This is a genomic window from Pseudomonas sp. MWU318 (assembly GCF_016756945.1).
In the GTDB taxonomy this organism is placed as follows: domain Bacteria; phylum Pseudomonadota; class Gammaproteobacteria; order Pseudomonadales; family Pseudomonadaceae; genus Aquipseudomonas; species Aquipseudomonas putida_A.
Genome location: NZ_JAESJL010000005.1, coordinates 419,422 through 440,607, shown reverse-complemented (window position 1 = coordinate 440,607; position 21,186 = coordinate 419,422). Strand labels below are relative to the sequence as shown.

The following is a 21,186-nucleotide window of genomic DNA, read 5'->3' as shown; positions in this document are numbered from 1 at the left end:
TACAGATTCGTAATGTGCCAAGTTCGGCAGACACACAGGAAATCTCAGGCCTGAGAAATACCTTGTGGCGAGGGGATTTAGCGAAACGTCGCACCGCCCCGATGGGCCGCGCAGCGGCCCCGCTCTTCATCCAAAAAAAGCGGGCCTGCTGCGCAGCCCCATCGGGGGGGTGCGACGTTTCGCTAAATCCCCTCGCCACAAAGCTAGTGTTGTTCTACCGGATGGGCACTACGCCCTCATCCCGGCGATGGGCGATCTGGTACAGCGCGGGCAAGATCAGCAACGTGAGGATCGTCGAGGACAGAATCCCGCCGATCACCACCGTCGCCAGCGGCCGCTGCACTTCGGCGCCGGTGCCGGTCGCCAGCGCCATCGGAATAAACCCCAGCGACGCCACCAGCGCGGTCATCAACACCGGTCGCAAGCGTGTCAGCGCGCCGACGTTGATCGCCTCCGCCAGCGACCGCCCCTCCTCGCGCAAATTGCGAATAAACGCAATCATCACCAACCCGTTGAGCACCGCTACCCCGGACAACGCGATAAATCCCACGCCCGCCGAAATCGACAACGGAATATCCCGCAGCCACAGCGCCATCACCCCACCGGTCAACGCAAACGGAATCCCGGTAAACACCAGCAACCCGTCCTTCAGATTGTTGAACATCATGAACAGCAAGCCGAACACCAGCAGCAGCGCCACCGGCACCACGATTTGCAAGCGCTTGGCCGCCGATTGCAGTTGCTCGAACTGCCCGCCCCAACTGGTCCAGTAACCGGCAGGCACCTGCACCTCGCGCTCGATCAGCGCACCGGCCTCGCTGACGAACGAGCCGATATCGCGCCCGCGCACGTTGGCGCTGACGATCACCAGACGCTTGCCGTTTTCGCGGCTGACCTGGTTCGGCCCGAGCACCAGATCGAGGCTGGCGACGTCCTTCAGCGCGATAAACCCGATCTGATTCGCCGTACCGCTCAGCGCCGGCACCGGAATCAGCAACGCCGACAAGCCGTCGATGTCCTTGCGCATCGCGTCGGACAAACGCACCACCATGTCGAAGCGCCGATCACCCTCGTACAAAGTGCCCGCCTGCCGTCCCCCCACTGCGACGGCGATGGTGTCCTGCACATCGCCAACGTTGAGGCCATAACGCGCCGCCTTGTCGCGATCGATGTTGATGGTCAGCACCGGCAGCCCGGTGGTCTGCTCGACCTTCACTTCAGAGGCGCCATTGACCTTCTGCATCGCCGCCGCGATCTTCGCCGCCGTGGCGTTGAGCACGTCCATGTCATCGCCAAACACCTTCACCGCAACATCGCTGCGCACACCGGAGATCAGTTCGTTGAAGCGCAACTGGATCGGCTGCGACAGCTCATAGTTGCTGCCCGGCAATGTCGCGGCGGCTTGTTGCAACTCGGCCATCAGGGTTTCGCGGGACTTGTTCGGGTCTGGCCACTGGTCCTTGGGTTTGAGCATCACGTAGCTGTCGGAGATGTTCGGCGGCATTGGGTCGGAAGCGATTTCCGCCGTACCGGTGCGGGCGAACACCCGTTCAACCTCCGGCACTTTGGCCAGGATCAGCGTTTCCAGGCGCTGCTGCATATCCACCGATTGCGTCAGGCTGGTGCCCGGCACGCGCAGCGCTTGCAGGGCAAAATCCCCCTCACTGAGGCTCGGCACAAACTCGCTGCCCATGCGGCTGGTGAGCACGCCGCTGAGCACGATCACGCCCAACGCCGCGCCCACGGCCGCCGTGCGATGGGCCATGACCCAGGCCAGCGCCGGCGCATACACCCGACGCGCACCGCGCATCACCGCGCCCTCTTCTTCCTTGACCTTGCCGGTGACGAACAGCGCAATCGCCGCCGGCACGAAGGTCACCGACAGCAACATCGCACCGAGCAGCGCGATGACCACGGTGAACGCCATCGGGTGGAACATTTTCCCTTCGACGCCGCTCAGGGCGAAGATCGGCAGGTACACGACCATGATGATCAACTGGCCGAAAATCAGCGGGCGCCGCGCCTCTTTCGCCGCCGCAAACACTTCCTTGAAACGCTCGGCACGAGTCAGCAAACGGCCGTGATGCTGCTGTGCGTGAGCCAACCGGCGCAGGGTGTTTTCGACGATCACCACCGCACCGTCGACGATGATCCCGAAGTCCAGCGCGCCGAGGCTCATCAGGTTGGCGCTGACCTTGTTGCTGAACATGCCGGTGAAGGTGAACAGCATCGACAGCGGAATCACCATTGCCGTGATCAACGCGGCGCGGATGTTGCCGAGGAACAGAAACAGAATCGCGATCACCAGAATCGCGCCTTCGATCAGGTTCTTTTTCACTGTGGCGATGGCTTTGTCGACCAGGTGCGTGCGGTCGTACACCGGCACCGCGATCACGCCTTGCGGCAGGGATTTGTTGATCTGTTCAAGTTTGCTCGCGACCGCTTGCGAAACGGTGCGACTGTTCTCGCCGATCAGCATGAACACCGTGCCGAGCACCACTTCACGGCCATTTTCGGTGGCGGCACCGCTGCGCAACTCACGGCCGATTTCCACGCTGGCGACGTTCTTCACCCGGATCGGCGTGCCGTCGACATTGGCCATGACGATGTTGGCGATGTCCTCGGTGCTCGCCACTTGCCCCGGCGCGCGGATCAGCAACTGTTCGCCGCTGCGCTCGATGTACCCGGCGCCGACGTTGGCGTTGTTGCGCTCCAGCGCGGTGATCAGATCGGTGAGGGTGAGCCTGTACGCGGCGAGGCGTTTCGGGTCGGGCGCGATCTGATATTCCTTGGCAAACCCACCGATGGTGTTGATCTCGGCGACGCCCGGTACGTTGCGCAATTGCGGCTTGATGATCCAGTCCTGAATCACCCGCAGATCGGTTGGTGTGTAGGCTGTGCCGTCATCCTTCAACGCGCCGTCCTGCGCCTCGACCGTCCACAGAAAGATTTCACCGAGGCCGGTGGAGATCGGCCCCATCACTGCTTCCGCGCCTTCGGGCAATTGCTCCCTGGCGATCTGCAGACGCTCGTTGACCAGTTGGCGGGCGAAGAACAGGTCGGTGCCGGCCTTGAAGATGACCGTGACCTGCGACAGCCCGGAGCGCGACAGCGAACGGGTCTGCTCCAGCGCCGGCAAACCGGCCATCGCGGTTTCAATCGGGAAAGTGATGCGCTGCTCGGTTTCCAGCGGCGAGAACCCGGCGGCGCCGGTGTTGATCTGCACCTGGACGTTGGTGATGTCGGGCACGGCGTCGATCGGCAGTTTCTGATAACTGGCGATGCCGAGGCCGGCCATGAGCAGAACGGCGAGCAGCACGATGATGCGCTGCTCGATGGCAAACTGGATCAGGCGTTCGAACATGGGGACCTTCCAGAATTAATGACTGTGCTCGGCTGAGGCTTTGCCCAGCTCCGACTTGAGGACGAAGCTGCCGGCGCTGGCGACTTGCACGCCCGGTTCCAGCCCTTGAGTGACTTCCACGTGGCCGGCGGCACGGCTGCCCAGTTCCACCGCCTGCGCCTTGAAGCCGTCGTCGGTACGCACGAACACCGTGGGTTTGTCCTCGACGGTCTGGATCGCGGTTTCCGGCACGGCGACTTTGGCCTGGCGGCTGTCGGTGGCGACCCGCGCGGTGACGAACAGCCCCGGACGCCATGAGCCCTGCGGGTTTTCCAGGGTCACGCGTACGGTCGCGGTGCGGGTTTGTTCGCCGAGCAGGCTGCCAACGTAAGCCACGCTGCCGCTCACTTCGGCTTTCAATTCCGGCGCGCTGACGGTGACCGGTTTGCCCACCTGCACCTGGGTCAGATCCTTGGGTGAAACGCCGAAGGTCACCCACACCCGCGACAGATCCGAGAGGGTGAATGCGGCAGTGGTTTCATCAACCACCTCGCCCGGCGTCAGGTGTTTTTCCACCACCACGCCGTCGAATGGCGCGCGCAGTTCGTAGCGATTGCCGCCGGTGGCTACCATGCTGCCGCTGAGCACGCTGATTTTTTGCCGGGCGTTGTTCATGGCGATTTCCGCCTCTTCCAACGCCTGCTTGGCCTGGAGGAAATCCTGTTCGGCGGAGATCTTGTCCTGCCACAGCTTCTTCTCGCGCTCGTAAGTGGTGCGTGCCAAGGCCAGACGCCGTTGTGCGGCGGCCTGTTCACTGCGCTGATCGGAGATCTGCTGACTGGCGATCACCGCCAGCAACTGGCCCTTCTTCACCGGTTGCCCGAGGTTGACCGCCACCGACTCGACCACCCCCGGCACGCGCGGCACGACGTGCGCAGTGCGGTCCTCGTCGAAGCGCACTTCGCCGGGGAACGACAGGCCGAGACTGATGCTCTGCGCCCGCGCCTCGGCCAGTTGAATGCCTGCGGCGGCGATCTGCTCGGTGCTCAATCCGATGTGGCCTTCTTCGGCATGTTCGCCTTCGGCGGCAGCGCCCTCCTCGGCGTGATCGGCGTGTTCGGAGGCCTCATCGGCATGCGCGTCGATATTTGAATTGGCCGGCCACATCGAACCGAGGCCAATGCCCAGCGCCAAGGTCGCCACCGCGACCACCATCAGTTTTTTATCCATGGAAACTCCTCTGCGCCGTGCCATCGCGCAGTTGTCTGAAAAGTGAAATTCAAGGGCTGACGCTGAGGTCGCCGAAGATCCGTTCGAGGCGCACGCGGGCCTCGGTCGCCTCGCTGACGGCCTGGATGTATTGGCTGCGCGCAGCGATCAGGGTGCGTTGGGCATCGAGTACATCGAGGAAAGCGAACTTGCCCATTTCGAAACCGCGTGTGGCGCTGTCCACTGCGCTTTGTGCGGCGGGCAGGATGCTCTGGTTGAACGCGTTGACTTCGCCGTTGGCGGTCTGCCATTGCTCAAGGCTGGTCTGGACTTCGGTGCGCAAACGCAACTCGGTGGCGTTGCGCAGATCCCGCGCCTGATCGGTGCGGCGTGCGGCGGCGAGCACGTTGCCCTGATTGCGGTTGAACAGCGGAATCGGCATCGACAGCCCGACCACGTTGACCCGTTCGCGCTCGGTTTCGCTGTACTGACTGCCGATGCTCACGGTCAGGTCGGGAATGCGCTGCGACTTTTCCAGGCCCAACGAGGCTTCGCGCTGATCGATCTGCAGTTTCGCCAGACGCAGCTCGGCGGTCTGGTTCAGACGCTCGAGCAAACGGCCGGGCGGCGGCAGCGTGGCGAGGTTTTGCGTCGCGGCTTGGACGTTGGTCGAGGTCGGCAACGGTGCGCCCATGACCTGCGCCAGTTGCTGATAGGCATTGGCCTGATCACGTTCGGCGCGGCTCACCTCCAGGCGCACTTCCGAGAGCTGCACCTGTGCTCGCGTGCCTTCGACCGGCGACGATTTACCGGCCTCGATCCGCCCCTGAGCAACGCGCACACCGTGCTCGGCCAGTTGCAGCGACTGGCGCGCCAGCTGCAAGCGTTGCTGCGCGGTTTGCGCGCTGTTGAACGCCTGGAACACATCGGCGCGCAAGGCATTGCGCTTGCGCTCCAGCTCGATGCCGGCGGCGTCCTGCGCACGGCTGGCGACATCGATGCGCGCACCGCGTTTACCGCCCAGCTCAATCGGCTGGCTGAGCATCACCGTGGTGGTGCGCGAGTTGCGCCGGGTGTCTTCGGCCTCCCACGACACCTCAGGATTGGGGATCAGCCCGGCCTGCTGGCGATCGCCCTCGGCAATACCGATTTCCCATTGCGCGGCAGCGAGATCGGGGTTACCGGCGAAGGCACTTTGCAGCGCCTGATCCAGTGTCAGGGTCGATGCGCTGGCCAGGCTGCTGCACGCCAGCAACAAGAGGCCGCTGGCGGTTTTGTTCAGGCGTGATCGCGCCGTCAGTTTGATTAAACCGGGCAATGGAGGACTTCCTTTAATTCAGGATTTTTCGATGCCGCCACGTTAGGGTTTTGAACTTATCGACAAGGTGACTGGAACATTACAAATCCGTTATCCACGGTTCAGCAAAGTTGTTTTGTTCTAGGATGCGAAGTGCAAAAGGCTTTGCTGCAATACATGGAAACAAATACTCGGTAGTTATCTGCTGAACAGTACTTGTCGGAATCAAACTTACGAGAATCACGTGGTCCGCGCTGCGGCGGACTGTCGCACAGCCCCGGTTTAAAGCATTGGGTTGTTGACCCTGTAGCCGCTACAACCTTTATCGTTGCGGACATCCCCTTACCCCAGCCCTCTCCCGGGGGGAGAGGGGGCCGACCGAAGTGTCTCGCGTTTTTTATCGACCTGTTACATCAAGTCGATTATGGATTCAGTAAAGTTTTTTCACGTTGGCGTAGTTCTGAAATATCCCGCATTCAGTCCCCTCTCCCTCGGGGAGAGGGTTAGGGTGAGGGGTTGCCTTAATTAGATATCCATTAAATAAAAGTGGTGATAGATCATGCGAATCCTTGTCGTCGAGGACGAGCTTAAAGCTGCCGAATACTTGCATCAGGGTTTGACCGAAAGTGGTTATATCGTTGACCACGCCGCCACCGGTGCCGATGGATTGCATCTGGCGCAACAGCAGGCGTATGACCTGATCATTCTCGACGTGAACTTGCCGGAACTGGACGGTTGGGGCGTGCTGGAACAACTGCGCCGCACCCACTCGACGCGGGTGATGATGCTCACCGCGCGCGGGCGGCTGGCGGACAAGATTCGCGGTCTGGACCTGGGCGCCGACGACTACCTGGTCAAGCCGTTCGAGTTTCCCGAACTGCTGGCGCGGGTCCGCACCCTGATGCGCCGCAGCGAAAACATCCCAGTGCCGCAGGTGTTGAAAGTCGCCGATCTGGAACTCGATCCAGGCCGGCATCGGGCGTTTCGTGGCGAGCAGCGCATCGACCTGACCACCAAGGAATTTGCCCTGCTGCACTTGCTGATGCGCCAGTCCGGCGAGGTGCTGACCCGTACGCAGATCATCTCGCTGGTGTGGGACATGAATTTCGACTGCGACACCAACGTGGTCGAAGTGTCGATCCGGCGCTTGCGGGCGAAAATCGATGACCCGTTCAACAACAAGCTGATCCACACCCTGCGCGGTGTCGGCTACGTGCTGGAGGCGCGGGAATGAAGCCGGCCAGCCTGTCGATGCGCCTCGGTCTGACGGTGAGTATTCTCGGCGCGCTGTTGGTGGTGTTTCTGGCGATCCTTGCCTATTTCGCCCTGACTCATGAGCTGAATGCGCTGTCGCGCGACAGCCTGCAAAAGAAGATGGCGCAGGTGGAACACAGCCTGTCGCTGTACGTCGACGCCAACGAAGTCAGTGGCAAGCCGCACATTCTGCTCGATCAGGTCATGGGCCACGACAACCTGACGCTGACGATTTATGACCGTTCGAACCTGCGTACGCCGCTGCTCAAATCCGGCTCGGGACTGAAGGATCCACGCGCCGAATTGCGCGCAGTACGAGGCACTACCGAGCAGTTGGCCTATAGCGACAGCATCGATGACGAGGGTGCGAAGTTCCTTACCGCGTCGAAGCTGATTCGGCTCAAGGACGGCAGCAGCGTGCCGGTGCTGCTATCGATGGACAACGCGCACGATCAGGCGCTGCTCAGCGCCTATCTGCGCTCGACGCTGATTGCCTTGCCGCTGTTGCTGGTGTTCATCGGCCTAACGGCGTGGGGCGCGGTGCAGCGTGGACTGGCGCCGCTGCGCGAGTTTCGCAAAGTGGCGGCGAGGGTCTCGACGCAGGATCTGGAGCATCGGCTGTCGGTGGTGAACATGCCGCAGGAGTTGAGCGAACTGGCGCAGGGCATCAACTTCATGCTGCATCGCCTCGATGCCGGGGTGCAGCAGTTGTCACAGTTCTCCGATGACCTGGCGCACGAGCTGCGCACACCGATCAACAACCTGATGGGCAAGGCCCAGGTGACGCTGTCGCGCGAGCGCACGAGTGAGGAATACCAGGACGTGCTGGTGTCGTGTACCGAGGAGCTGGAGCGCGTGGCGCGGATTGTTTCCGACATGCTGTTTCTCGCGCAGGTCAGTCACCCGTCGGCGCTGGCGCCGTTTGAAGCGGTGGCGCTGGAGGCGGAAGCGGCGAAGGTTGCGGAGATGTTTTCGCTGGCGGCGCAGGACAAGCAGATTCATTTGAATGTTGTTGGTTGCGCATCAGTGTTGGGCGATCGGCTGATGATCCAGCGGGCGATTTCCAATCTGCTGTCGAATGCGCTGCGTCATTGCCCGAACGGCAAAACCATCACCTTGCTGATCGAGCAAGGCGCGACGCAGGCTTCACTGCTGGTGAGCAATCCCGGCGCCGGCATCGAGGCGCAACACCTGCCGCACCTGTTCGACCGCTTCTACCGCGTCGACAGCGCCCGCTCGCGCTCACAGGGCAGCACCGGGCTGGGGCTGGCGATCGTGCGCTCGATCATGAGCCTGCATCAGGGGGTAGCGGAGGTGAAGAGCTTGCCAGGTGTCATGACCGTGTTCCGCCTCGGTTTTCCTGCGGCGACACCCATGGCCCCATCGCTTTGAAGAAACTCAAGCATGAAGCTGGCATTGACCGATGTCCTGTAGGAGCTGCCGCAGGCTGCGATCTTTTGCCTTGGCCTTTGAAGATCAGGAGCAAAAGATCGCAGCCTGCGGCAGCTCCTACAGAGTGTCGGGGTGTTTTTGGGTTTTGTGGACACCACTGAATCCTGTGGGAGCTTGCCTGCAAGCGATTACGGTAGATCAGGCAAAAAAAAACGGCACCTTACGGTGCCGTTCGCCTTTCACAGTTCTCCTGTCACTTACGCGCATCCGCCCAGGATTTCAGCAGTTCGTTGTAGCTCACGGTCTCGCCCTTCGGCTTCTCGTTGGCCAATTTCGGTTTTGGTGCGCCCGGTTGGTCGAACCAGTATTGCGCATCGCGTTCCGGGTTCATTTTCGGGGCGCACACCGCTTGGGCCTTGGAGCGTTCGAGACGGGTCATGATTGCGTCCTGATCCTTGGCCAGGCCGTCCAGCGCCTGTTGCGGAGTCTTCTCGCCGCTGGCCGCTTCGGCGATGTGGCTCCACCACAGTTGCGCTAGGCGCGGATAGTCCGGCACGTTGGTGCCGGTCGGAGTCCATTGCACGCGGGCCGGGCTGCGGTAGAACTCGACCAGGCCACCGAGTTTCGGCGCCAGATCGGTCATCGCCTGCGAGTTGATGTCCGACTCGCGAATCGGCGTCAGGCCGACGATGGTTTTCTTCAGCGACACGGTTTTCGAGGTGACGAACTGCGCGTACAGCCACGCCGCGAGTTTCTGTTTCTCAGGCGTGGATTTCATGAACGTCCACGAACCTACGTCCTGATAACCGAGCTTCATGCCCTCCTCCCAATACGGCCCGCGCGGCGACGGCGCCATGCGCCATTTCGGCGTGCCGTCGGCGTTGACCACCGGCAGGCCCGGTTTGGTCATGTCGGCGGTGAACGCGGTGTACCAGAAGATCTGCTGAGCGATATTGCCTTGGGACGGCACCGGGCCGGACTCGGAGAAGGTCATGCCCGCCGCTTCCGGTGGCGCGTAGGCCTTGAGCCAGTCGACGTATTTCTGCGTGGCGAACACCGCCGCCGGGCCGTTGGTGTCGCCACCACGGGTCACGCTGGAACCGACCGGGTGACAGTCCTCGACGCGAATCCCCCACTCGTCCACCGGCAAGCCGTTGGGCAAACCCTTGTCGCCGCCACCGGCCATGGAGAACCAGGCATCGGTGAAGCGCCAGCCCAGCGACGGGTCTTTCTTGCCGTAATCCATGTGGCCGTAGACGCGTTTACCGTCGATTTCCTTGACGTCTTCGCTGAAGAATTTGGCGATGTCTTCATAGGCCGACCAGTTCACCGGCACGCCCAATTCGTAGCCGTACTTTTCCTTGAACTTGGCTTTCAGATCGGCGCGTTCGAACCAGTCGGCGCGGAACCAGTACAGGTTGGCGAACTGCTGGTCGGGCAGTTGATAGATCTTGCCATCCGGCGCGGTGGTGAACGAGATGCCGATGAAGTCCTTGATGTCGAGGGTCGGCGAGGTGAAGTTCTTGCCTTCGTTGGCCATCAGGTCGGTGATCGATTCGGTCTTGCCGTAGCGAAAGTGCGTACCGATCAGGTCCGAGTCGTTGACCCAGCCGTCGTAGATGTTCTTGTCCGACTGCATCACCGTCTGCATTTTTTCCACCACGTCGCCTTCTTGCAGCAGGTCGTGGGTGAGCTTGATCCCGGTGATTTCAGTGAAGGCCTTGGCCAGCACCTTGGACTCGTATTCGTGGGTGGTCAGGGTCTCGGAAACCACTTTGATTTCCATGCCGCGAAACGGCTCGGCGGCCTTGATGAACCACTTCAATTCTTCGAGCTGCTGATCGGCCGTCAGGGTCGACGGTTTGAACTCGCTGCCGATCCATTTTTTCGCAGCGTCTTCGTAGGCATCGGCCCAGGCAGATGCGCTCAAACCGCTGAGTGCCAGCACGGCTGCCAATGAAATGCTATGTCGCAGCTTATTGTTTTTGTCGAACATAGAGACCTCCAGTTTGAGTTACGGAGCACGATTGCCGAGCGACTCGACTAGCCCCAGCGCATCACAACCAACAGCCACACCAGAGACAGCGCGGACGCTACCCAGATGCTCCAGTCGGTGACGCCGATTACCAGCAGATGCAGGTAGGCGCTGCCGAGAAGACCGATGAACAAGCGATCGCCACGGGTGGTGGCAATCGGCAGAAAACCGCGTCGCAGGATGCTCGGCGAGCGCAGTTCCCAGGTGGTCATGCCCACCAGCAATAGGCCGATGGCAATAAAGAACCCCGCCGTGGGGGTGGTCCAGCTCATCCATTCCATCATGCGTTCCTCAGACCCGACCGAGGGCAAAGCCCTTGGCCACGTGGTTGCGAACAAACCAGATCACCAGCATGCCCGGGAGGATGGTCAACACCCCCGCCGCTGCCAGCACGCCCCAGTCGATGCCCGAGGCCGACACCGTGCGCGTCATCACCGCCGCAATCGGCTTGGCATTCACCGAAGTCAGCGTGCGCGCCAGCAGCAGTTCGACCCAGGAAAACATGAAGCAGAAAAACGCCGTGACGCCGATGCCGGAGCCGATCAGCGGGATGAAAATCTTCACGAAGAACTTGGGAAAGCTGTAGCCGTCGATGTACGCGGTTTCGTCGATTTCCTTGGGCACCCCGGACATGAAGCCTTCAAGAATCCACACCGCCAGCGGCACGTTGAACAGGCAGTGCGCTAGCGCCACGGCGATGTGCGTGTCGAACAGCCCGATCGACGAATACAACTGAAAGAACGGCAACAGAAACACCGCCGGTGGCGCCATGCGGTTGGTCAGCAGCCAGAAGAACAAGTGCTTGTCGCCGAGGAAGCGATAGCGCGAAAACGCATAGGCCGCCGGCAGCGCCACACTCAGCGAGATCACCGTGTTCAGGCTGACGTAATACAGCGAATTGAGATAACCGGTGTACCAGCTCGGGTCGGTGAAAATCACCTTGTAGTTGTGCCAGGTGAAATCCTGGGGGAACAGGGTCAAGCCGCCGAGAATTTCGGTGTTGCTCTTGAACGACATGTTCAGCAACCAGTAGATCGGCACCAGCAGAAACAGGATGTACACCAGCAACGGAACAAGCTTTCTTTTGCTCATGGCCGGGCCCTCAGCGGTTGGCGTCGGAATGGGTCATGGCGGTGTAGAACAGCCACGAGACCAGCAGGATGATCAGGAAGTACACCAGCGAAAACGCCGCCGCCGGCCCCAGATCGAATTGGCCGACGGCCATCTGGGTCAAAGTCTGACTGAGGAAAGTCGTGGCATTGCCCGGCCCGCCGCCAGTGAGCACGAACGGCTCGGTGTAGATCATGAAACTGTCCATGAAGCGCAGCATCACCGCGATCAGCAGCACGCTTTTCAACTTCGGTAATTGAATGTGGCGGAACACCGCCCAGGCCGAGGCGCGGTCGATCCGCGCCGCCTGGTAATACACGTCGGGAATCGCCCGCAGCCCGGAAAAACACAGCAACGCCACCAGCGAAGTCCAGTGCCAGACGTCCATCACCAGCACCGTGACCCAAGCGTCCATGGTGTTGGCCGCGTAGTTGTAGCTGATGCCCAGTGCATTCAGGCTCGAACCGAGCAGACCTATGTCGGCGCGACCGAAGATCTGCCAGATGGTGCCGACCACGTTCCACGGGATCAGCAACGGAATCGCCAGAATGATCAGCACCACCGACGACCAGCGGCCCTTGGTTGGCATGGTCAGGGCGACGGCGATACCCAACGGGATTTCGATCAGCAGCACGCAGGCCGAGTAGATGAACTGGCGTAGCAGCGAGTCATGCAGACGCGGATCGAGCAGCACCTGTTTGTACCAGTCGGCGCCGACGAAGTAGCGGCTGGACTGGTCGAAAATGTCCTGCACCGAATAGTTGACCACGGTCATCATCGGGATTACCGCACTGAACGCCACCAGCAGAAATACCGGCAACACCAGCCACCAGGCCTTGTTGTTCTGCACCTTGTTCATGGTTGCACCTCGTCGTCGGCTTCAAGCAGAAACTCATCGGCATAGACCATCAGCCACTGTGCCGGAAAACTGATGTACGCCGTGCCCTGCGGCACCGGTTTGTCTTCGGCCAGACGCACCTTGAGCGGCGCGCCGTCGAGGTCGAGAGTGAGGATCTTGTAGGTGCCGAGGTCTTCGACGTGAACCACCCGCGCCTGCATCGCCTCGTCAAATGGCTCGTCCCAGACATGGATGAACTCCGGGCGGATGCCGACCTTCAGATTTTTCCACTGACCATGTTCGATATGCCGTTGCAAAGCGTCGGACAGTGGCAAGTGCGTCGAAGCGAAACCGACCCCGCCCGGCTGCGGCTGCACCTCGATCAGGTTCATCCCCGGGCTGCCGATGAAGTAGCCGACAAAGGTGTGGCTCGGCCGCTCGAACAATTCCCGGGGCGTGCCGAACTGCACGATCTGTCCGCCGTACATCACCGCGATCTTGTCGGCGAAGGTCGAGGCCTCCAGTTGATCGTGGGTGACGTAGACCATGGTGATGTTGAACTGCTCGTGGATCTGCTTGAGCTTGCGTCGCAGTTTCCACTTCAGGTGAGGGTCGATCACCGTCAGCGGCTCGTCGAAGAGGATCGCCGAGACGTCGTCACGCACCAGACCACGGCCCATGGAGACTTTCTGTTTTTCGTCAGCGGTGAGGTTACGCGCCTTCTTGCTCAGCAGGTTTTGCAGGTCGAGGACTTCGGCGATTTCCTGCACCTTGCTGTGCACTTTCGCCTCGGCCATGCCCTGATTGCGCAGGGGGAAGGCCAGGTTGTCGAACACGGTCATGGTGTCGTAGACCACCGGGAACTGGAACACCTGAGCGACGTTGCGCTTCTCCGGGGTCAGGTCATTGACCGCTTTGCCGTCGAACAGCACGTGCCCTTGCGAGGGGCTGAGCAGGCCGGAAATGATGTTGAGCAAGGTCGATTTGCCGCAACCCGAAGGGCCGAGCAAGGCATAGGCGCCGCCCTGCTCCCAAATGTGGTCCATTTCGCGGATCGCGTAATCGTCAGGCCCGCTCGGCTGCTTGCTGTAGCTGTGGGCGAGGTGCTGCAAACGGATTTCGGCCATCAGGCAACCCTCGCGACACGCCGGCCCGGTGCCTGCACCAGACGGCCCTGCGCATCGAACACGAACAGTTTGTGAGTCGGGATGTAGATGCGGATCGGCGCATCGACGTCGTATTCGTGAACCCCCGGCAGGTGCAGCACCAGCAGGAAATGCTCGTTGCGCACGTGCAGGAAGGTTTCCGAGCCGCTGATCTCCGCCACTTCGACGGTGACCGCCAGCTCCAGATCGTCATCGTTGCTCGGCACCAGTGAGATATGGCTGGGGCGTACGCCAAAGCGAAACTCGCCCTCGCCCACCGGGCGCAGGTCGACGTTCAACGGGAAATGCACGAAGTTGGCGAAGCTGACTTCGTTGCCGGCGATGCGCCCGGGCATCAGGTTGATCGGCGGCTCGGAGAACAGCTCGGCGGCCAACACGGTTTGCGGCTGGTGGTAGACCGAGGTCGACGGGCCGCTCTGGATCACCCGGCCTTCGTGAAGAATGGTCGTGGTGCCGCCCAGGGCCAACGCTTCGTTGGGCTCGGTGGTGGCGTAGATCGCGATGGTGTGGCGGGCCTTGAACAGCTCGCGCATCTCTTGGCGCAGCTCTTCGCGCAGCTTGTAATCGAGGTTGACCAGCGGCTCGTCGAACAGGATCAGCTCGGCATCCTTGACCAGCGCCCGGGCCATCGCCGTGCGCTGCTGCTGACCGCCGGACAGTTCCAGCGGATAGCGCTGCAGAAACTTCTCGATGCGCAGCATCTTCGCGGTTTCCAGCACTTTGCTATGAATGATTTCTTTGGAAACACCGGCCTGACGCAGCGGCGAGGCGATGTTCTCGAACACGGTCATGGTCGGGTAATTGATGAACTGCTGATAGACCATCGACACGTTGCGCAGGCGCACCGGGCACTGGGTGACGTCGACGCCGTTCATCAGGATCCGGCCGCTGTCGGGCTTGTCCAGGCCTGCCATCAGGCGCATCAGGCTGGTCTTGCCGGACAGCGTGCGGCCGAGCAGAACGTTGAAGGATCCGGGTTCGAATTTCAGGCAGGCATCGTCGATCCAGGTCTGGCCCTCGACGGTACGGCTGACGTGCTCCAGGGTGAGTGACATGGCTCGGCCTTTTTTATTATTGGAGTCAAGCGATCTGTGCAGCAGAGCGACATTCGTGCCAGAAATGGCAAGTGGTTGATTTGTCGTGAAAAGGGCTGAAAACGCGGGGAATGGGCGTTCATTGCTGAACACATTTGAACAGTCGGGCGATTGACAATGAACAATAGTGAACAACACTCTATGAACTGTTCACACCCCCTGTAGGAGCTGCCGCAGGCTGCGATCTTTTGACTTTTGTTTTTAAGAACAAGATCAAGAGATCGCAGCCTGCGGCAGCTCCTACAGGGAAAATGTGTGGGTCATAACAATAATAAAAGCGCTGCATCAGAGGCTGACCACCATGGCCGCACCTGCCCCGCCGCTGTCCCACGACGCGATTGTCCAGAACTCCTGGCAACGTTGCCGCGCCTTCGGTCTTGACCACCAGAGCGCCCCGGCCTTCGATCAATTGCCCGCCGCGGGCATCGCGCAGCTGCTCGACCGTCACCACGCGCTGGTGCAGACCACCCATCAGGAAGTGCTGCCGTATTACGAGAACATCCTCAGCAACTCCAATTGCCTGATCATGCTCGCCGACCATCAGGGTCAGGTGCTGACCTCCTGGGGCACTCAGCGCTTTATCGAGCCGAACCTGGCCCGAGGGTTTAGCGCCGGGGCGAGCTGGATGGAACGCTGCAGCGGCACCAATGCAATCGGCACCGCACTGGCCTGCGAACAAGCGGTGCACATCGAGCACGATGAACACTTTCTGAAAGCCAACCGTTTCATGACCGGTTCCGCCGCGCCGATTTTCGATGCCGAGCGCAAGGTTATCGCGGTGCTCGACGTGTCCAGCGACAGTTACCTGCCGCCCTCGCACACGCTGGGCATGGTCAAGATGATGAGCCAGACCGTGGAGAACCGGCTGATCCTCAACCTGTTCCATGGCCAGCACTTTCAACTGACCTTCAACACCGGGTTGAACAATCTCGACAGTCAGTGGGCGGGTTTGCTGATTTTCGATGAGAGCGGGCAAGTGTTGTCGGCCAATCGCCGGGCGGACAATCTGCTCGGCGTGCGCCTGTCGCGGGTCAGTGTCGAGAGCCTGTTCAACGTGTCGCTGCTGGAGCTGTTGAATCAGCCCGACGGCTTGCCGTTCGCCCTGCAGACCTCCGGGCGCAACCGTTTTCAGTGTTTGTTGAAGCGACCGCAACAGGCAGCGGTTCAGCCTCGGGTATTTGCTGAACCGAAAAGCGCCGAAACGTCGCTCAAACCCTCGGGCGCCATCAGCCTCAGCACCCTGCACTTCGGTGACAGCCGGGTGGAAAAAGCCGTGCGTCAGGCCGAACGCCTGCTGGAGAAAGACATTCCGCTGCTGATCCACGGCGAAACCGGAGTCGGCAAGGAATTCTTCGTCAAAGCCCTGCATCAGGCCAGCTCGCGCAGCAAACAGGCATTTATCGCCGTCAACTGCGCGGCGATCCCCGCCGAACTGGTGGAGTCAGAACTGTTCGGCTATGAAAAAGGCGCGTTCACCGGCGCCAACCAGAAAGGCAGCATCGGCCTGATCCGCAAAGCCGACAAAGGCACGCTGTTCCTCGACGAAATCGGCGACATGCCGTTGCCGACTCAGGCGCGGTTGTTGCGAGTGTTGCAGGAGCGTTGCGTGCAACCGGTGGGCAGCAGCGAATTGTTCGCGGTGGATCTGCGGATCATCTCGGCGACCAACCGCTCTTTGCGCGAACAAGTGCAACTGGGGCGGTTTCGTGAGGACTTGTATTACCGCATCGGCGGTCTGACCCTCGAATTGCCGCCACTTCGCGAGCGCAGCGACAAGCAGGCGCTGTTCAAACGCCTGTGGGAACAACATCGCGAACCGACGCAATGGGCCGGACTCAGCCGCGAAGTGCTGGAGCTGTTCGGCCGGCATCCGTGGCCGGGCAATCTGCGTCAGGTCAGCAGCGTGATGCAAGTGGCGCTGGCGATGGCCGAGGAGCAACCGGTACGGCCAGAGCATCTGCCGGATGATTTTTTTGTCGATCTGGAGATGGAGCCGGTGGAGAGCGTGCAGCCGCTGGGGCTGGATCTGAATGATGTGGAAGCGTTGAACCGGGAGTTGAAAGCAGCCGGGGGCAATATTTCGCATCTGGCGCGGCGGTTGGGGGTTAGTCGCAATACCCTTTACAAGCGGTTGCGTCAGGCGTAATGACGCGTAGTCTGAGCGAACCTCATCGCTGGCAAGCCAGCCCCCACAGGGTTTCGGGTTGTACGCAACAACGGTGAACCACAATTAAACCTGTGGGAGCGGGCTTGCCCGCGATGGCGTCAGACCATTCACCACACCACCACTAAACCGCCCCCATTGACCGAACCGACTAGACTGTGACGAAATGTTTCAGTTTTTTGCCCCGCCTTTGATCCACACACCTCCCTCCTCCTGATCCTTACAGGACACGTGCTTTGACCAACATCTGTTCCACCGGCCTCGATATCGGCTTCGCTTCGCTGGACTACCTGCAGATCGGCTTCCTCGGCATCATTCAAGGCATCACCGAGTTGCTGCCCGTTTCCTCCACCGCGCATATGCGCATCGTCCCGGCCCTGCTCGGCTGGCCGGATCCCGGCTCGGCGTTTTCCGCAGCGATGCAACTGGCCGCACTGGCGGCGGTGGTCAGTTATTTCTGGCGCGATGTCCGCCAAGTGGTCGGCGGCAGCGTCGATGCGGTGCGCCAACGGGATTTCAACAACCGCTGGTTCATCCTCGCAGTGGCGATTGTGCTGGCGACCATCCCCATCGGCATCGCCGGTATAGCGTTGTCATCGACACTCAATGCCTGCAACTCACCCTTGCGCGGCCTGATGGTGATCGGGATTTCCTGCGTGGTCATGGCGGTGCTGCTGGCGGCTGCCGAACTGACCTGCCGCCATCGGCGCAGCGTTGACGAAATGCGTCTGCGCGATGCGCTGATCGTCGGTATCGCACAGATTGGCGCGCTAATTCCCGGGGTGTCGCGCTCCGGCTCGACACTGACGGCAGCGCTGTTTCTCAACTTCCAGCGTGAAGAAGCGGCGCGGTTTTCATTCCTGCTCGGGCTGCCGGCGATCGCCCTCGCCGGTCTGAAGGAGTTGTGGGTGTTATTCCATGCCGACCTTCCCGCTGCCGTTTGGGGGCACCTGATTTTCGGTCTGGTGATTGCCAGCATCTCGGCGTTCTTCGCGATCTGGGGCCTGATGCGTTTTCTGGAGAAGTTCTCCACCTGGCCATTCGTCATCTACCGTGCGGTGCTGGGGATTTTCCTGATCGTCGCGGTCAGCACCGGCGCCTTGAGCTAAGGCCCCGCCAGAAAAAACAAAACCCGCACTCGGCGGGTTTTGTTTTAAACGCGGATCAGGCAATCAGTCAGCCAGACGCCAGGTCGTGCCGCCCTTGCCGTCTTCCAGCACCACGCCCATGGCGGTGAGCTGGTCACGGATACGGTCGGATTCGGCCCAGTCTTTGCCGGCGCGTGCCGCCAGACGTGCAGCAATTAGCGCATCGACTTCAGCCGCATCGACACGCCCTTCGGCGCCCGCCTGCAGGAAGTCATCCGCTTCCAACTGCAACACGCCCAACACGCTCGCCAGTTCTTTCAGACGTGCCGCCAGACCTGCCGCTGCATCGAGATCGCTCTCGCGCAGACGATTGATCTCACGCACCATCTCGAACAGCACCGCGCAGGCTTCCGGCGTGCCGAAGTCGTCGTTCATCACCGTGGTGAAACGCTCGACAAAGGCTTCGCCGCCGGCCGGAGCGACGCTCGGCAGTCCTTTCAACGCGTGGTAGAAACGCTCGAGTGCGCCCTTGGCGTCCTTGAGGTTGTCTTCCGAGTAGTTGATCGCGCTGCGGTAGTGGCTCGACACCAGCAGGTAACGCACGACTTCCGGGTGGTACTTGTCGAGCACGTCGCGAATGGTGAAGAAGTTGTTCAAGGACTTGGACATCTTCTCGCCATTGATACGGATCATGCCGCAATGCATCCACGCGTTGGCGTAGGTCTTGCCGGTGGCCGCTTCGCTTTGGGCGATTTCGTTTTCATGGTGCGGGAACTCAAGGTCGCTGCCGCCGCCATGAATGTCGAAGGTCTCACCGAGGCAGCAGGTGGACATCACCGAGCACTCGATGTGCCAGCCCGGACGCCCGGCGCCCCACGGCGATTCCCAGCTCGGCTCGCCCGGCTTGGCGGCTTTCCACAGGACGAAATCCAGCGGATCTTCTTTCGACTCGTCGACTTCGATGCGTGCACCGATGCGCAGGTCTTCGATCTTCTTGCGCGACAGCTTGCCGTAGCCCATGAACTTGGCGACGCGGTAGTACACGTCGCCATTGCCCGGGGCGTAGGCGAAGCCCTTGTCGATCAGGGTCTGGATCATCGCGTGCATGCCCGGAATGTGATCCGTGGCGCGCGGCTCCATGTCCGGCTTCTTGATGTTCAGGCGCGCTTCGTCTTCGTGCATCGCCGCGATCATGCGCTCGGTCAGCGCTTCGAACGACTCATCGTTCTCGCGGGCACGATTGATGATCTTGTCGTCGATGTCGGTGATGTTGCGCACGTAGGTCAGGTCGTAACCGCTGAAGCGCAACCAGCGGGTCACCAGGTCGAACGCGACCATGCTGCGGCCGTGGCCGAGGTGGCAGTAGTCGTACACGGTCATGCCGCACACGTACATGCGCACCTTGTTGCCATCCAGCGGCTTGAAGACTTCTTTGCTCTTGGTGAGCGTGTTGTAGATCGTCAGCACTTTATATTTCCTTGACGCTAAATCACTGGCCCCACGAATCACGCAGGGTCACGGTACGGTTGAATACCGGCTGACCTGGTTTCGAGTCCTTGATGTCGGCGACGAAGTAGCCTTCGCGCTCGAACTGGAAACGGTCTTCCGGCTGTGCATTGCCAAGCGATGGCTCAGCACGACAACCGGTCAGCACTTGCAGTGAGTCAGGGTTGATGTTGTCGAGGAAACTCGCGCTGTCTTCGGCCTTCTCCGGGTTCGGAGAACGGAACAGGCGATCGTACAGACGCACTTCGCACTCGATGCTGGCAGCGGCCGGCACCCAGTGGATCACGCCCTTGACCTTGCGGCCTTCAGGGTTCTTGCCGAGGGTGTCCGGGTCGTACGAGCAACGCAGCTCGACGATGTTGCCGTCGGCGTCCTTGATCGCTTCGTCGGCACGGATCACGTAGCTGCCACGCAGACGCACTTCGCCGTTCGGCTCCAGGCGCTTGTAGCCCTTTGGTGGTTCTTCCATGAAGTCATCGCGGTCGATGTAGATTTCACGGGCGAACGGCAGCTGGCGCACGCCGAGTTCTTCTTTCTGCGGATGACGCGGCAGTTCGAGGTTTTCGACCTGACCTTCCGGGTAGTTGGTGATCACCACTTTCAACGGACGCAGCACGCACATGGCACGCGGCGCGTTGGCGTCCAGGTCCTGACGGATGCTGAACTCGAGCATGCCGAAGTCGACCACGCCATCGGAACGGTTGGTGCCGACCATGTCGCAGAAGTTACGGATCGATGCCGGGGTGTAGCCGCGACGGCGGAAACCCGACAGGGTCGACATGCGTGGGTCGTCCCAGCCGTGCACGTGCTTTTCATCGACCAGTTGCTTGAGCTTGCGCTTGCTGGTGATGGTGTAGTTCAGGTTCAGGCGGCTGAACTCGTACTGGCGCGGGTTGGCCGGCACCGGCAGGTTGTCCAGGAACCACTCGTACAGCGGACGATGGCTTTCGAACTCCAGGGTGCAGATCGAGTGGGTGATGCCTTCGATGGCGTCCGACTGACCGTGGGTGAAGTCATAGTTCGGGTAGATGCACCACTTGTCACCGGTCTGGTGGTGATGGGCGTGGCGGATGCGGTACATGATCGGGTCGCGCAGGTTCATGTTCGGCGAGGCCATGTCGATCTTCGCACGCAGCACGCGGGCACCGTCCGGGAACTCACCGGCACGCATGCGCGCGAACCAGTCGAGGTTCTCTTCTACCGAACGGTCGCGGAACGGGCTGTTCTTGCCAGGCTCGGTCAGGCTGCCACGGTATTCCTTGGCCTGCTCAGGGGTCAGGTCGTCGACGTAAGCCTTGCCGGCCTTGATCAGCTCGACCGCCCAGTCGTGCAACTGGTCGAAATACTGCGAGGCGTAGCGCACTTCGCCGGACCACTCGAAGCCCAGCCATTTGACGTCGCTTTCGATCGCGTCGATGTATTCCTGGTCTTCCTTGGCCGGGTTGGTGTCGTCGAAACGCAGGTGCGTGACGCCGCCGAACTCCTGGGCCAGGCCGAAGTTCACGCAGATCGACTTGGCGTGGCCGATGTGCAGGTAGCCGTTGGGCTCAGGCGGAAAACGGGTGACGATCTGGGTGTGCTTGCCCGAGTCCAGGTCTGCCTGGATGATCGGCCGCAGGAAATTGACCGGCACGGCAGGGCCGGACTTGGCATTCGAGGTAGGGTCGACAGTGGGCTTGCTCATAGGATC

Annotated in this window: 15 protein-coding genes; 4 read left to right on the top strand and 11 right to left on the bottom strand. The window is 61.1% G+C overall.

The window, feature by feature from the left end; genetic code table 11:
- Window positions 1-214: 214 nt before the first annotated feature.
- Genes JN524_RS15075 through JN524_RS15065 form a run of 3 tightly spaced genes read right to left on the bottom strand, consistent with a single transcriptional unit; the run spans window position 215 to window position 5,870 of the window.
- Window positions 215-3,364, bottom strand: coding sequence for a CusA/CzcA family heavy metal efflux RND transporter (locus JN524_RS15075; protein ID WP_202369837.1), 3,150 nt, complete (start codon window positions 3,362-3,364; stop codon window positions 215-217).
- 15 nt (window positions 3,365-3,379) lie between these two features.
- On the bottom strand, window positions 3,380-4,573 hold the full coding sequence (locus JN524_RS15070) for an efflux RND transporter periplasmic adaptor subunit (RefSeq protein WP_202369836.1): 1,194 nt from the start codon (window positions 4,571-4,573) through the stop codon (window positions 3,380-3,382).
- Window positions 4,574-4,622: 49 nt separating this feature from the next.
- Window positions 4,623-5,870 (bottom strand): TolC family protein, encoded by a 1,248-nt coding sequence (locus tag JN524_RS15065; RefSeq protein WP_202369835.1) that lies wholly within the window; start codon window positions 5,868-5,870, stop codon window positions 4,623-4,625.
- A 538-nt stretch (window positions 5,871-6,408) separates the two neighbouring features.
- Here JN524_RS15065 and JN524_RS15060 point away from each other — a divergent pair.
- Window positions 6,409-7,083: a heavy metal response regulator transcription factor gene (locus JN524_RS15060; protein ID WP_202369834.1), complete on the top strand. Its 675-nt coding sequence runs from the start codon at window positions 6,409-6,411 to the stop codon at window positions 7,081-7,083.
- Entirely contained in the window at window positions 7,080-8,495 is a 1,416-nt protein-coding gene (locus tag JN524_RS15055; RefSeq protein ID WP_202369833.1) for a heavy metal sensor histidine kinase, read from the top strand. Before JN524_RS15060 ends, JN524_RS15055 begins: the two co-directional genes overlap by 4 nt.
- Window positions 8,496-8,748: 253 nt before the next feature.
- Here JN524_RS15055 and JN524_RS15050 read toward each other — a convergent pair whose 3' ends face one another.
- From JN524_RS15050 to JN524_RS15025, 6 genes are read right to left on the bottom strand one after another with little or no spacing between them, the layout of a single operon-like run.
- Entirely contained in the window at window positions 8,749-10,491 is a 1,743-nt protein-coding gene (locus JN524_RS15050; protein ID WP_202369832.1) for an ABC transporter substrate-binding protein, read from the bottom strand.
- Window positions 10,492-10,538: 47 nt separating this feature from the next.
- Window positions 10,539-10,811: a DUF2160 domain-containing protein gene (locus JN524_RS15045; RefSeq protein ID WP_027614647.1), complete on the bottom strand. Its 273-nt coding sequence runs from the start codon at window positions 10,809-10,811 to the stop codon at window positions 10,539-10,541.
- A 10-nt stretch (window positions 10,812-10,821) separates the two neighbouring features.
- Window positions 10,822-11,622 carry a carbohydrate ABC transporter permease gene (locus JN524_RS15040; RefSeq protein ID WP_096795652.1) on the bottom strand — a complete coding sequence of 267 codons (801 nt, stop codon included), beginning with the start codon at window positions 11,620-11,622 and terminating at the stop codon, window positions 10,822-10,824.
- Between the two features lie 10 nt (window positions 11,623-11,632).
- Entirely contained in the window at window positions 11,633-12,499 is an 867-nt protein-coding gene (locus JN524_RS15035) for a carbohydrate ABC transporter permease (protein ID WP_007961995.1), read from the bottom strand.
- Window positions 12,496-13,605: an ABC transporter ATP-binding protein gene (locus tag JN524_RS15030; RefSeq protein ID WP_202369831.1), complete on the bottom strand. Its 1,110-nt coding sequence runs from the start codon at window positions 13,603-13,605 to the stop codon at window positions 12,496-12,498. Before JN524_RS15030 ends, JN524_RS15035 begins: the two co-directional genes overlap by 4 nt.
- Window positions 13,605-14,699, bottom strand: coding sequence for an ABC transporter ATP-binding protein (locus tag JN524_RS15025; RefSeq protein ID WP_202369830.1), 1,095 nt, complete (start codon window positions 14,697-14,699; stop codon window positions 13,605-13,607). The genes JN524_RS15030 and JN524_RS15025 overlap by 1 nt, the downstream gene beginning before the upstream one ends.
- A 340-nt stretch (window positions 14,700-15,039) precedes the next feature.
- Here JN524_RS15025 and JN524_RS15020 point away from each other — a divergent pair, with 340 nt between their 5' ends.
- Window positions 15,040-16,884: a sigma-54-dependent Fis family transcriptional regulator gene (locus JN524_RS15020; RefSeq protein ID WP_202369829.1), complete on the top strand. Its 1,845-nt coding sequence runs from the start codon at window positions 15,040-15,042 to the stop codon at window positions 16,882-16,884.
- Between the two features lie 254 nt (window positions 16,885-17,138).
- Entirely contained in the window at window positions 17,139-18,011 is an 873-nt protein-coding gene (locus JN524_RS15015; protein WP_202369828.1) for an undecaprenyl-diphosphate phosphatase, read from the top strand.
- Window positions 18,012-18,074: 63 nt separating this feature from the next.
- Here the strand turns inward: JN524_RS15015 and cysS are convergent, their stop codons facing one another.
- Together cysS and JN524_RS15005 are read right to left on the bottom strand one after the other, a co-directional pair.
- Entirely contained in the window at window positions 18,075-19,457 is a 1,383-nt protein-coding gene (gene cysS / locus JN524_RS15010; RefSeq protein ID WP_202369827.1) for a cysteine--tRNA ligase, read from the bottom strand.
- Between the two features lie 22 nt (window positions 19,458-19,479).
- Complete coding sequence (locus tag JN524_RS15005) at window positions 19,480-21,180, bottom strand: glutamine--tRNA ligase/YqeY domain fusion protein (RefSeq protein WP_202369826.1); 1,701 nt, start codon at window positions 21,178-21,180, stop codon at window positions 19,480-19,482.
- Window positions 21,181-21,186 lie beyond the last annotated feature (6 nt).